Genomic DNA, 12,686 nt, shown 5'->3' on the forward strand with positions numbered 1-12,686 from the left:
CACCCTATTTCAACATTTTTTGTAAAGCTTTTTTCACATATTGATCGGTTGTAAGATTCTTCTCTTCTTTTAATAAAGGAAGAACCTTTTTGATTTCACGATCACCATACCCAAGGACACTTAAGGCTTCAACCGCTTCATCTAAAGCGCTTTGCTGTGTTTCAATTTGAATATGATCCTCGTGGTTAAATAAGTTTCCTATCATTTCAGGCACCACATCTGCGAGCTTCCCTTTCAGATCTAGAATGATCTGACGTGCTGTTTTTTTGCCAACACCCGGGAATTTAATGAGGAAAGCTTCATCCTCTCGTTCGATCGCTGAAATGACAGCGCCAGGGTCACCGGAAGCAAGAATCGCAAGCGCACCCTTCGGTCCAATCCCTGTGACATTTAACAGTTTTGTGAACAACGCTTTTTCTTCTCGTGTTTGAAATCCATATAACGAAAAAGCGTCTTCCTTTATGTAATGATACGTATAAATCGTTTCTTGTTTTGTTACTCGATAGATAAACGGATTTGGGGTATAGACTTGATATCCCACTCCGCCGTTTTCAATGACAACATATTGCGGGCACACATAATCAATGGTCCCTTTTACAAACTCTATCACCGTTTTCACCTCTTTGACTGTTCTCCATTGTAACATAAATCGAAGAGAAAACCGTAATAAAAGTTAACATACGTTCGCTCAGCCTTTTTTCATAGTCAACCCATGAAAAAGAGCTTGCGGTCTTCACACCAGCAAGCTGTCATACGATTAAAACGATTGTTCATTTCGGTAAGGTTTCATGACTTCAAGCACATGCTCAAATTCATCTTTTGTTCGAAATGGAATGCCTTGTGCAAGCTGCTGCTCTACATGACTTTCCAAGCGGGACGTATCAATTTGAAAAAAGAGATGAATAGGCTCCGCCCACCCGTCAGGCCTTCCATGAAACGTAGAAATCACGCCGTCTTCTGATAATCCGATATATCCATTTGCTTTACTCAAAGGCGATATATCGTCAATTTGTTTTCTAAAAAGGGCAAAATCCTCTCGCTGTTCTACCAATGTCCAGCCCTTATACTGGGCCCAAAATGTGTCTTTGTCTTCTAATGATGCCCGCTGTCTTTCAATACTTACATCGCCGTCTAGATAGACCTTTTCAAGCTGAACGTTGATGGTTTTTGACTCTTTTTGCAAGTGTTCTGCTGCTTCCATATCAACAGCGAAAAAGAGTACACTTGTCATGATAAGTCCTGTAACGAAATACTTTATTTTCACTTTCACTATTTACACCTCTTTAGAACATAAGATCGATGCATGACATATGTAGTTTGACCCATTTTGCTACACATTAACCAAATCGATGTCTTGACACATATTGAGAGTCTTTCGTTGTATCCTTCGTGCGTAAATGTTATGTTTTATACAATCCATTGCTCTACCGAATTACATGGTTTTTTCATCATTCGTTTTTCAGCCGCATAAACTGAAACCAAAGAAGGTGAAGTCAATGTCAGATGTCAAAAGATTAGCCGAATCGATTCAGTATCAAGAAGAAAAGCGTTTTAATAAGCTCGTCTTTAAACCGGCTGAGCTTGAGCTGTGCGGCAAAGGAAGAAGTGCCTATGTATTTTCATACAAAAAAGACGGCAAGAAAATGGCGTTAAAAGTCTTTTTTCCTTCTTATCGAAACATCGCCCGCAAAGAGGCTGCAATTTATGAAAAACTTTCCGGCTCCTCCTATTATCCTGAGATTTACGAGTCTGGGGATCAGTATATTTTAATGGAATATATTAAAGGTTATACTTTCTATGAATGCCTGACAAAAGGAATTCCGATCAAAAAACAAATGATTGAACAAGTAGATGATGCATTGGAAGAAGCACGCGCGAAAGGTTTAAATCCTTCTGATATTCATCTGCGAAATTTAATTTTAACAAAGGATGGCCGCGTCAGGGTCATTGACGTCGCCCGCTTCACGCAAACGAAAACATGTCATCAATGGGATGATTTAAAAGCTGCATACGCCTATTATCAAAAACCTTTTTTCCCTAAAAAAGCGCCGCGTCTGTGGCTTGAAGTGATTGCCTATTTGTATAAGAAAAACTGGCTGTCTCGAGGTCAGCTGAACAACCGAAATGATTTTACTGCATAATGAAAGCCGCTCGAAAAGAGCGGCTTTCAGATTGTTGACAAAGGGCTAAAATGAACTTTATTTTTGCCCTTTGTCTTCTTTTCAGCGTGATAGAAAACCTTTGAATTCTAGGAAGGACGAGTACCGGCGCGGAGCGAATTTGACATTCGTGAGCACCGGCACGCAGGACTGAAAAAGAATGCGAGGGTTTGTCTACACGCTGAAAGCCGCTCTCTTTGAGCGGCTTTCTGTTTTATTCTGTTTCTACATGGATACTATTCACATTTAATAGGTTAATGATTTCATTATTCAGCTTAAACCAATGATTGGCTTCCTCAATTTTTTTATACACATCATAGGTAGCTGGACGTTTCAGCTCGAAATCGAGCACTTCCCCATTGTTCATATGAAATGTTACCTTAAATACTTTCATCATAAGATCACCTTCCACTCTGTCTTGTTCACTAACCGAATCGGTCAGCTCTTTTCATTCATTCTCTATTCAATCCGTTTCCCCTGCTTCTTTCCTTCTAAACACAAGAAGTTTAAATTTTGTTTAAATTCGCACAACATATCTATCTATGTACTCTTCAAAAGAAGTATATTGAATGAAAAGGAGGCTACCTTTATGAAACAAAAGAAAAAACGAACATCTCCAGAGAGACAAACAGTCCTGTTTCATTTAACAGATGCCCTCATCCCAAGTGTTGAAACGATGGCGATTGCAGTAAGAGCATTTTTGCACCTCGTAAGAAAAGCCATTTCAGCCGTTTTATAAAACCCCGCACTAGAGGAGTGCGAGGTTTTTTTTTAGGATTGATAGATTTGGCTGCCTTGATTGATAAACTCTTTTGCCTTCTTCTCCATCTCTCTTTTCACTTCTTCTGATTGGTTGCGGATGTCATGGGAAATTTTCATACTGCAAAACTTTGGTCCACACATGGAACAGAAATGAGCGGTTTTAGCACCTTCAGCAGGCAATGTTTCATCATGGAATGCCAGCGCACGTTCTGGGTCAAGAGACAGATGAAATTGATCCCGCCATCTGAATTCAAATCTCGCTTTCGATAAGGCATCATCACGCTTTTGAGCAGCAGGATGTCCTTTTGCTACATCAGCTGCATGTGCGGCAATTTTATAGGCGATGACGCCTTCTCTTACATCTTCTTTGTTCGGCAGACCTAAATGCTCTTTTGGTGTCACATAGCACAGCATGGCGGTTCCGTACCAGCCAATCATCGCCGCACCGATCGCGGATGTAATATGATCATATCCCGGTGCAATATCTGTTGTTAGAGGACCTAACGTATAAAAAGGTGCCTCTTTGCATATCTCCATCTGCTTATCGACATTCTCTTTGATTTTATCCATTGGAACATGACCAGGTCCTTCAATCATGACCTGTACATCATGTTTCCAAGCGATCTCTGTCAATTCCCCTAACGTTTCCAGCTCTGCAAACTGCGCTTCGTCATTTGCGTCCGCAATGGATCCCGGTCTGAGCCCGTCCCCAAGCGAAAAGGCAATGTCATACGTTTTCATGATTTCACAAATTTCTTCAAAATGGGTATACAGAAAGTTCTCTTGATGATGAGCGAGACACCATCTTGCCATAATGGCTCCGCCTCTTGAAACAATTCCTGTGACCCGGTCGACTGTGAGCGGAATATACCTTAACAGGACGCCCGCATGAATGGTGAAGTAGTCAACCCCTTGCTCTGCCTGTTCAATTAATGTGTCTCGGTATACTTCCCACGTCAAATTTTCTGCGATTCCATTCACTTTTTCAAGTGCCTGATAAATCGGGACAGTTCCTACTGGGACTGGGCAATTGCGGATAATCCATTCTCTCGTTGTATGAATATCCTTTCCTGTAGACAGGTCCATCATCGTATCTGCCCCCCATCTAATTGCCCATGTCATCTTCTCCACCTCTTCTTCAATGGACGACGTCACAGCTGAATTGCCAATATTCGCATTAATTTTCACGTGAAAATTCTTCCCGATGATCATCGGCTCACTTTCAGGATGGTTGATATTCGCTGGAATGACCGCTCTTCCACTAGCCACTTCCTCTCTAACAAACTCAGGACTTAGCTGTTCTCTCAAAGCGATAAACTCCATTTCAGGCGTAATGATCCCCTTTTTTGCATAATGCATTTGCGTCACACAAGCACCTTGTTTCCCGCGGAGCGGCACATGATGAAAATCTGTATGGGCAGCTTGAAAGGATTCTTTCCCATTCAAGCGATATCCATTATCTTCTGGCTTTACTTGACGCCCTTCATAGCTTTCAGTATCTTCTCTTTCTTTAATCCATTTTGATCTCAGGCGCTTTAATCCCTTTGTGACATCAATATGAGCCTCCTCATCTGTATACGGTCCACTTGTATCGTACACACGAATCGGTTCATTTTGGATATCACCTGCTTGTGTTACTGTATGTGTGAGCACGATTTCTCTTTTTGGCACCAAAATGTCAGGTCTTGAACCTTGTTCATATACCTTTCGACTGCCTTCAAAATTTGATAATAAAGATTGCGATGATGGAACATTTGTCTTTTCATTCATTTGCTGTTCTCTCCTTCTTTTCGTGTGACCGGTCAGGATGGAATCAGCACCAGCAAAAAACCAGATTCTATGTAAAGAACCTGGTTTCGTCGTCAGAAAAAAACATGTATGCCATTCATATGGCACATGTATCATCTTCAACTTCCCCACGCTGGTACGAGCCAGATCAGGTCCAAAGGGTTAAGAAGCTTGTCTTCTCTCTCAGCCCGCATTTCCGGGCACCCCTAGTCACTTATATTGATTTCCACAACAGTGTAGCATAGCTGAGAAATGAAAAAAAGAAGTTTCAGGAAAATAGTTCCTTTCCCCTACAATGAATACACGATCTTCACGATATACATCTTTCTATACACGATCTATCTCTCTCATTTCGATTAAATTAGAAATAATCATTGATCCTTTTCTCCTAATATGTATAATTAATCTAAACGGAGAATTTTTATACAAACATGATTCAAAGGAAGTTCTAGTCGATTGCAAACATTTCTTACATTTATCGTCGTTGGATTCTCAATTGCTCTACCTGTTGGAGCGATCACGGTTGAAATGACAAAGCAGGGATTAAAAAACGGATTCTTTCATGGATTAACTGTAGGCGCTGGTGGTATGACCATCGATATATTGCTCATCTTGGCTTTATATGCTGGATTTGCTCAATTTTTATCTTTGCCCTTTATCCAAATTCCGCTCTGGCTGATCGGTGCCATCTTTTTAATGATTCTTGCCTACGATTCGATTAAAAATGCGGATCAAGACATCCATTTAGCAGGAGAAAAAGTGAATAAATCATTCGCTAAAACATACCGAAATGGGCTGCTCGTCGCGGTATCCCCTGGAAACCTTGTGTTCTGGGTATCTGTGTTTGGTGCTGTACTGGCAGATGCTTATAAAAATACAAATTCATCTGAATTTATATTGGCTGCTGCGGGTATTTTGGCAGGGATTCTTCTTCATGACATCGGTCTTCTCACGATTGTTTCCCTAACAAGAAAAGTGATGAACCGAACAATGATTAAGTGGACATCCATTATTGCCGGTATTTTATTACTTGGATTTGGCTGTTATTTCTTTTATGAATTTTATATCGGGATCAAAGTTTATTTTTAAAGAAAGGCTAAAGTTCGTCATGAACTTTAGCCTTTTTTATTCCAGCCTATCGGGTCATGCCTGTCTGACCTGTTTCAAATTGCGTTTTTCTCATATCTCTGAAGCGTGTAAATGCGCCTTCGTCTTTAATGACTTGGACAGCTCTTCCATCTGCATAACGAGTCGCTGCTTCTTCTACTTGTGATACACCCTCTGATGTCAAGCGCCCATCTGTTTTAAGAGCAATATACACATTTTCATCCGTCACCATAACTTGTGAGTCTGTCACATGGTTCATTTTGTTCACTCGGTTGGCGATTTTTCTTGAACGCTGGATGTTCTCTTGTTTATCGTAGCCAGAGAACGACATTTGGTTATGATAGTTCATATCTCCATGACTGTAGCGTCCATCTCCACCAGTAAGCGGCATTCTCACTTGATCCTGTGTAGGGCGTGAACGATAATCAACATTCGTTGTATTTCTTCCGTTCATTCCCTCCATAAGCTCAGAAACTGGTCCTTGATGATCTTGATTGTTGTCTGTTGCCTGTTGATTGGAGTGGTATCCAACTGGCTGGCCTGATTGATTATGACGTGTATCTACACCCGCATTGTTATTTGTACCACATGCCGTTAATCCAATAGGTAGAAGCACTAAGGCGATTGTTTTTTGCCATTTTTGTCTCAAACGAAAAACCCCCTGTACAAATTGAATCTCATGAGCGCAAAACAGGCTCTGTATTAGCATGTACAGTTGAGGACAAAAACAAGCTGTCAGTTATAAACAAAAAAAGGAACGATTGAGATCGTCCCTTGTGTCATTAATCTTCTTCGTCTTCTTCTGGTCTTGCAAAAACAGATGGGTTTTGATAAGGCTGCTGCATATAAGGCTGAGCTGGATAAGCACCCATTTGACCATATGGAACAGGGTTTGGATAATGTCCAGGCCATGGTTGATGATGCTTCATACCATCATCGCATCCGCAGTCTTCCTTGCCATATGCTTCATTTGGAGCGTTTGGATAAAAGCCTTGATTGGCATTGGCATTTGCATTTACATTTGCGCCTGCATTTGGATGCATATGGTGGTGCCAGTGATGCCCATCGTTTGCATGATGCTCATGATGTTCACCGTAATAAGCCGGTGCTTGATACGCAGGATAATACGGCTGAGCCGCCGGGTAAGGGTACGGCATCATGTGATGGTGATAATACGGCTGTACCGGATAACAAAGGCCTGATCCCGGTAAAATAGGAGAAGCGGGTACCATTTGCTGAGGATATGGATACATTGCTGGCATGTAATGACCATGACCATAATAAGGATCATATGACTCTTGATGATGGTGGTGATGCTCTTTATTTTCAGCCATGCCCCCTACTGCTGCCCCTCCAACATTCGGCATTTGCGGGAAATTAGGAAGGTTTGGGTAATTACTATGTTCCATATCTTTTCCCTCCTCTTTTTGATGTGGGATATGAATGAATGGATCATATCCCTTTGCCACTTCATCTTTGAAATGATCCTTATTTTCATGATGAAAATGGTCCTTGTGATCTTTATGATCCTTTTTCTCATGAACATGATCTTTCTTTTCATGAACGTGATCTTTTTTCTCATGATGTTCTTTTTTGGGAGGAGGCGTGAATGGCTGGTAGAGATTCGTCTGATAATAGTTTACATCAACTTGTGGAAAAACTGGCTGTTCAATCTTTGGTACTGGTGGCACATAAGGTACCGGTTCATTCGGCTTTTCCTTCGGCTTCGTATCTTGAACTTGCACGACATCCTTTGGCTTTTCTTTTACATACGGGTGTTCTTTTGCTTTTGGCATTTCTTTTGCTTTGTGATGATCGGTTTTTACAGGAACACCACTAGATGGAATTTTGATTTTCATTCCTGGCATGATCAAATCTGGATTACTGAGCTGCGAATTTAATTTTTTCAATTCTTGAAAGTCGACTCCGTACTTCTTTGAAATTTTCCAAAGGGAGTCTCCTTTTTGCACAATATGAATTTTCAACGTTTTCCCCTCCTATGCAAAACGTGAACGTAGCGGTTATGTCAGAAGTACAATATGTTTCAACATAAATTTATGCCTATTTACAAGCCGATATGATAAAAACTTGTTTTCTGATAGGAGGGGACACTTCATTATTTAATGGTGAGCATCTTATTTAAAGCGAGCAATGCCTCTTTTGTCGTCTCTTCATTCACTTGAATCAAACCGACCGGCTCCCCTTTTTCAATGCTTTCAAGTGACCATAGTAGATGAGGCAGATCAATACGGTTCATTGTCAAACATGGACACATATCTGGATTGAGGGATTCGATTTGTTTGTCAGGGTGCTGGTCAATGATGCGTTTCACTAAATTCATTTCTGTTCCAATGGCCCACTTGCTTCCTGCTGGTGCCTGCTTGATCGTATCAATAATAAATTTCGTTGAACCAGCTAGATCAGAAGCCTTTACAACTTCATGTGTACACTCTGGATGAACAAGAATCTGTATGTCACGGTCTCGTTTTCTCGTTTGTTCAATATTCTCAATGGTAAATTTCTCATGAACAGAGCAATGACCTTTCCATAAAATCATTTTGATTCGATGAAGCGGTTGGTCGGTGATGAGCTTTTCTTCTATTTGATCCCAGACAGCCATGTCCTCTAGCGGAATCCCTAAATCATAGGCCGTGTTACGCCCTAAATGCTGATCAGGAAGAAAAAGAATCCGCTCTTTTTGGGTCAGCGCCCACTCCAATACTTTTTTAGCGTTTGAAGATGTGACAGTCGATCCGCCATGTTTGCCGACAAATGCTTTAATATCAGCCGTTGAGTTTACATAAGTCAGCGGAAGGATCGTATCTCCAAACAGCTCAGTGAGCTTATCCCACGCCCTGTCTGTTTGTTTCATATTCGCCATATCTGCCATTGAACAACCTGCTCTCATATCTGGCAAAAAGACGTGCTGATTCTTTTTTGATAGCATATCCGCCGTTTCTGCCATAAAATGAACCCCGCAAAATACAATGTATTCTGCTTCGTGATTGTCAGCAGCAATTTGTGCAAGCTGCAATGAATCACCTGTCACATCAGCAAATTGGATGACTTCATCTTTTTGATAATGATGACCCGGTATAAAAAGCTTTGATCCAAAGGCGCGTTTAATCTCTAATACTCTCTCTTTCATTTCATCATAAGAGCGCCGTTTATATTCATCTGGCATCATGGCTGTATGCTGCGCTGCTAACACATCAAGCATGGACATGAGTCGTTCCCCCTTTATGGCTGAATTCCATATTCATACTAAAATCGAATGATGGAGCAGAATGTGTGAGGAATCCAAGTGAAATAAGGTCTACACCTGTTCCCCGGTAGTTAGCCACATTCTCTAACGTGATGCCGCCTGATGCCTCTGTCAATATGGTTTCAGGGGTCATTTGTTTAAAGCGCTTCACTTCGTCTGGAGAGCAGTTGTCAAACATGATGACATCTGCTTTGGCATCAATGGCTTCCATCAGCTGTGCTTCTGATTCAATTTCCACTTCAATTTTCACCATATGACCGGCGTATGCTCTTGCTTTCTCCACAGCTTCCCTGATAGAACCACAAGCCGCAATATGATTATCTTTAATCATCACCCCATCGGATAAGCCGAAACGATGATTCTTTCCGCCTCCGACTTTTACTGCGTACTTCTCCAGCATGCGCAAACCGGGTGTCGTCTTTCTCGTATCACAAATCGTAATAGATGGATCAGCTAATCGCTCTACTGCTTCATGCGTTAGTGTAGCAATCCCTGTCATTCTTTGCAGGATATTCAACACCACCCGCTCCCCTTTCAGCAAGTCGTTGACGGGGCCAGTTATTTGTGCCAATACAGCCCCTTCATGAATCCAATCACCTTCTTGGAAGAACAGCTCAGTTTGAACTTGTTCATTCAGCAGTTTGTATCCCATATCAATGACTTGTGTCCCGGCCAATACGCCTGATTGTTTCGCCATGATGTAAGCTGTTCCTTTCTTGTCTCCAAAGATGGCATCAGCGGATACATCTCCAAACCCAATATCTTCTTTTAAAAAATGAGTGAGCATTTGCTTTAACTGTAAACGTTCCATTTGGCACCAATCCTTTCATTTTTTACGATATAAATATGGCCCTGTTCATGTACAATCTGTTTTGCTCGCCACGAAGCATCATGCCGATTTGGATAATCGGTGCGATAATGACCGCCCCTGCTTTCTGTTCGGAGTAATGCAGATTTGACAAGGCATATGGCTAAAGCCCATTGATTAGTTATTTCGATCTGTTCATTTGTGATATTCTTCACATTGATTTGCTGAAAAGAGACTTGTTCTAAATGATCGAGCAAAGTCTGTAAGCCTTTCTCATCTCTCACAATTGCGGCATATGCCGTCATCCATTTTCTGAGCTGAGCCAGTGACACCGTTGGGACAGACCATACTTCTTGAATGGAAGGAGCAAGGTTTTTATCTTGCCAGGTTTGCAACCGCTCAATATACCGTGCTGCGTTGTTTCCTAAAACGAGACCTTCTAAGAGCGAATTACTTGCCAGTCGATTGGCGCCGTGTAAACCTGTACAAGCTGCTTCACCAATGGCAAAAAGTGATGGAACTGTTGTTTCTCCATGTTCATTCACCTTAATTCCACCCATTAAAAAGTGCATACCGGGTGAAACTGGCAGCCTTCCGCTTGCCATATCAACTCCCGCACGCTGACACATCGAAGCAATCGCAGGAAAACGTGCAGAAAAATGCGGAATATCACGGATGTTCAGATAAATGGAATGACCGAGTTGCTGCTCATGGAAAATGGTCCTTGCCACCACATCTCTAGGCGCTAAATCGCTCTGTGGGTGGATTCCTTTCATGATCCGCCTGCCTGATTCATCTTCTAAATAGGCGCCCTCTCCCCTGACTGCCTCTGATACGAGCCCGATCGCTTTACCTGAAGTGGTCAAAAGGGTCGGATGGAATTGCACAAATTCGAGATCTACTAGCTGTGCCCCTGCGCGATAGGCCATCATCAGACCATCTCCTGTCACAGACAGATCATTTGTGTTTGTTTCATATAAGGATCCACAGCCGCCAGTGGATAATACAACTGCATCTGCGGTCATTGTATGTACATGACCTTTTTCGTCTTTCCACACAACACCTGTACATACCCCATCATGAACTAACAGATCCATGACATGATGATTTTCGTATACATGAATGTGTGAGCCGAGCTTCCCTTTCAAAAACTGCACGAGGGTTTTTCCCGTTTGATCTCCTCCTGCATGCAGAATACGATGGGTCGTATGGGCTCCCTCTTTACCTAACTGCGGGATTCCCGTTTCATCTCGATCAAATGGGCAGCCCTCTTCTACGAGCTTCTTTACAAGATCTTTTCCATGACGGACGATCTCCTGTACAGTTTTGTCATCATTGTGACCACACCCCGCAGCTAAAGTGTCTTGCACATGCTGATCGACAGAATCATGTGCGGAAAAGGCTGCAGCGATTCCCCCTTGTGCGAGCATGGAATTACTAGAGGAAAATTGTTTTTTTGTCATCATGATGACTTGGCAGTTCTCTGAGATCGTATTCACAAAGGAAAGAGCCGCAATGCCCGACCCCACCACAATGACTTTTTTAATAGATGACACAATTGCCCCTCCTGTCATTTACACCTGTCTTGACACATATCATTACACAACACTACAATAAATACAAGAAAAAATTTTCACACAGGAGATGGATGGATTTGATTTATTTAGATTATGCAGCTTCTACACCTGTTTCTGAGGAATCACTGCATGTATTTCAGCAGTTGAGCAAAGAATGTTACGGAAATGCGAGCAGCCTGCATGATGCAGGAGGAAGAGCAAATGAAATCTTGTCTTACAGCAGACAATCACTTGCAGCGATTCTAGAGGGCGAACCTGATGGCATTTACTTTACAAGTGGCGGAACTGAATCCAATATCCTTGCGATTCAATCGATCATAAATGGGCTACCTCCACATAAACAGCATGTCATTACCACATCAGTAGAGCACCCTTCCGTTCATCATGCGGTCAATGCCTTGAAGCGTCTCGGTGTGAAGGTGACGGTCATAGACCCGAATCAAGAAGGAATTATCACAAAGGAGATTCTCAAACAGGCTCTATTGCCTGAAACCGGACTAGTATCCATCCAGCATGCCAACTCAGAAACTGGGATTATTCAGCCATTAGCTGAATTAGCGACGCTCTTAAAAGAAAGAGATATTCTTTTTCATACAGATGCAGTGCAGACATTCGGAAAAATGCATGTGTCGATTAAAGAACTTGGGGTTGATGCCCTCTCCATTTCGAGTCATAAAGTGTATGCACCTAAGGGCGCCGGTGCTGTCTATATGGGAGCACATGTCCCTTGGAAGCCTATATATCAACATACTGTACAGGAAAATGGTCTACGCCCAGGGACAGTGAACGTACCTTGCATTGGTGCTTTTGTGGCCGCGAGTGAGCAAATCATGCTGAAAATAGAGCATCAGCAGCAGCTGGATATTCAGCTTCGTGATTATTTTCTTCAGCAGCTAAAAAAAAGGCAGCTGCCTGTCCGCATGCTGCAAGAAAGTGACCAGCGCCGCACGCTCCCTCATATTATTGGTTGTTTTTTTGAAGGGTTTGAAGGACAATATGTAATGTTAGCTTGTAACCGGCATGGGATTTGTATATCCACAGGAAGTGCATGCGCTTCTGGTTATCATCACCCTTCCCCTGCTGTAAAGGCATTACATGTATCAGATCGTGATGCCCTTCAATTCATTCGACTATCATTTGGACGAGGATCATCAAAGGATGACATCGATCAGCTTTTGCATACATTTGAGCGCTTGCAAAAGGAGAAGAAAGGAGCATAA

The 12,686-nt window shown here is 42.1% G+C and carries 13 protein-coding genes and 1 riboswitch; of the genes, 4 read left to right on the forward strand and 9 right to left on the reverse strand.

Annotated elements, in window-relative coordinates:
* Positions 1–4: 4 nt before the first annotated feature.
* The gene (gene ruvA / locus MHI58_RS13135; RefSeq protein ID WP_017358123.1) at positions 5–610 is read right to left on the reverse strand and encodes a Holliday junction branch migration protein RuvA; all 606 of its coding nucleotides are present in this window, start codon (positions 608–610) and stop codon (positions 5–7) included.
* Between the two features lie 147 nt (positions 611–757).
* Complete coding sequence (locus tag MHI58_RS13140) at positions 758–1,270, reverse strand: intercompartmental signaling factor BofC (protein WP_008342756.1); 513 nt, start codon at positions 1,268–1,270, stop codon at positions 758–760.
* Positions 1,271–1,496: 226 nt separating this feature from the next.
* Between MHI58_RS13140 and MHI58_RS13145 the strand changes: the two genes are divergently transcribed.
* A complete protein-coding gene (locus tag MHI58_RS13145) occupies positions 1,497–2,141 on the forward strand; it encodes a serine/threonine protein kinase (protein ID WP_017367714.1) in 645 nt (214 codons plus the stop codon).
* A gap of 232 nt (positions 2,142–2,373) precedes the next feature.
* Here the strand turns inward: MHI58_RS13145 and MHI58_RS13150 are convergent, their stop codons facing one another.
* A complete protein-coding gene (locus MHI58_RS13150) occupies positions 2,374–2,556 on the reverse strand; it encodes a hypothetical protein (protein WP_008342761.1) in 183 nt (60 codons plus the stop codon).
* A 192-nt stretch (positions 2,557–2,748) separates the two neighbouring features.
* Here MHI58_RS13150 and MHI58_RS13155 point away from each other — a divergent pair, with 192 nt between their 5' ends.
* Positions 2,749–2,898, forward strand: coding sequence for a hypothetical protein (locus tag MHI58_RS13155; RefSeq protein ID WP_017367715.1), 150 nt, complete (start codon positions 2,749–2,751; stop codon positions 2,896–2,898).
* A gap of 32 nt (positions 2,899–2,930) precedes the next feature.
* Here MHI58_RS13155 and thiC read toward each other — a convergent pair whose 3' ends face one another.
* Positions 2,931–4,691, reverse strand: a complete 1,761-nt coding sequence (gene thiC / locus MHI58_RS13160) for a phosphomethylpyrimidine synthase ThiC (protein ID WP_045034199.1) — start codon at positions 4,689–4,691, stop codon at positions 2,931–2,933.
* Positions 4,692–4,817: 126 nt separating this feature from the next.
* Positions 4,818–4,927: riboswitch (TPP riboswitch) on the reverse strand.
* Positions 4,928–5,165: 238 nt separating this feature from the next.
* On the opposite strand from thiC, the gene MHI58_RS13165 reads away from it, so the two are divergent.
* On the forward strand, positions 5,166–5,798 hold the full coding sequence (locus MHI58_RS13165; protein ID WP_024718389.1) for a LysE family transporter: 633 nt from the start codon (positions 5,166–5,168) through the stop codon (positions 5,796–5,798).
* Positions 5,799–5,844: 46 nt separating this feature from the next.
* Here the strand turns inward: MHI58_RS13165 and MHI58_RS13170 are convergent, their stop codons facing one another.
* The 5 genes from MHI58_RS13170 to nadB all read right to left on the reverse strand — a co-directional run bounded on the left by MHI58_RS13170 (position 5,845) and on the right by nadB (position 11,445).
* Positions 5,845–6,465, reverse strand: a complete 621-nt coding sequence (locus MHI58_RS13170) for a YhcN/YlaJ family sporulation lipoprotein (protein WP_017367717.1) — start codon at positions 6,463–6,465, stop codon at positions 5,845–5,847.
* Positions 6,466–6,598: 133 nt separating this feature from the next.
* The gene (gene safA / locus MHI58_RS13175; protein ID WP_045034113.1) at positions 6,599–7,801 is read right to left on the reverse strand and encodes a SafA/ExsA family spore coat assembly protein; all 1,203 of its coding nucleotides are present in this window, start codon (positions 7,799–7,801) and stop codon (positions 6,599–6,601) included.
* 131 nt (positions 7,802–7,932) lie between these two features.
* Positions 7,933–9,042 (reverse strand): quinolinate synthase NadA, encoded by a 1,110-nt coding sequence (nadA, locus tag MHI58_RS13180; RefSeq protein WP_045034114.1) that lies wholly within the window; start codon positions 9,040–9,042, stop codon positions 7,933–7,935.
* Entirely contained in the window at positions 9,029–9,892 is an 864-nt protein-coding gene (nadC, locus tag MHI58_RS13185) for a carboxylating nicotinate-nucleotide diphosphorylase (RefSeq protein WP_017367720.1), read from the reverse strand. The genes nadA and nadC overlap by 14 nt, the downstream gene beginning before the upstream one ends.
* The gene (nadB, locus tag MHI58_RS13190) at positions 9,874–11,445 is read right to left on the reverse strand and encodes an L-aspartate oxidase (protein WP_082055556.1); all 1,572 of its coding nucleotides are present in this window, start codon (positions 11,443–11,445) and stop codon (positions 9,874–9,876) included. Before nadB ends, nadC begins: the two co-directional genes overlap by 19 nt.
* A 92-nt stretch (positions 11,446–11,537) precedes the next feature.
* Here nadB and MHI58_RS13195 point away from each other — a divergent pair, with 92 nt between their 5' ends.
* Positions 11,538–12,686, forward strand: coding sequence for an IscS subfamily cysteine desulfurase (locus MHI58_RS13195; RefSeq protein WP_045034116.1), 1,149 nt, complete (start codon positions 11,538–11,540; stop codon positions 12,684–12,686).

Origin of the sequence: Bacillus sp. FSL K6-2869 (genome assembly GCF_040869405.1) — a bacterium.
GTDB classification, from domain to species: Bacteria; Bacillota; Bacilli; order Bacillales; family Bacillaceae; genus Bacillus; species Bacillus altitudinis.

Coding starts and splice junctions, on each gene's coding strand:
- thiC (WP_045034199.1), bottom strand. CDS start 4,691: ATGAATGAAAAGACAAATGTTCCATCATCGCAATCTTTATTATCAAAT.
- MHI58_RS13155 (WP_017367715.1), top strand. CDS start 2,749: ATGAAACAAAAGAAAAAACGAACATCTCCAGAGAGACAAACAGTCCTG.
- nadC (WP_017367720.1), bottom strand. CDS start 9,892: ATGGAACGTTTACAGTTAAAGCAAATGCTCACTCATTTTTTAAAAGAA.
- nadA (WP_045034114.1), bottom strand. CDS start 9,042: ATGTCCATGCTTGATGTGTTAGCAGCGCAGCATACAGCCATGATGCCA.
- MHI58_RS13150 (WP_008342761.1), bottom strand. CDS start 2,556: ATGATGAAAGTATTTAAGGTAACATTTCATATGAACAATGGGGAAGTG.
- MHI58_RS13145 (WP_017367714.1), top strand. CDS start 1,497: ATGTCAGATGTCAAAAGATTAGCCGAATCGATTCAGTATCAAGAAGAA.
- MHI58_RS13195 (WP_045034116.1), top strand. CDS start 11,538: ATGGATTTGATTTATTTAGATTATGCAGCTTCTACACCTGTTTCTGAG.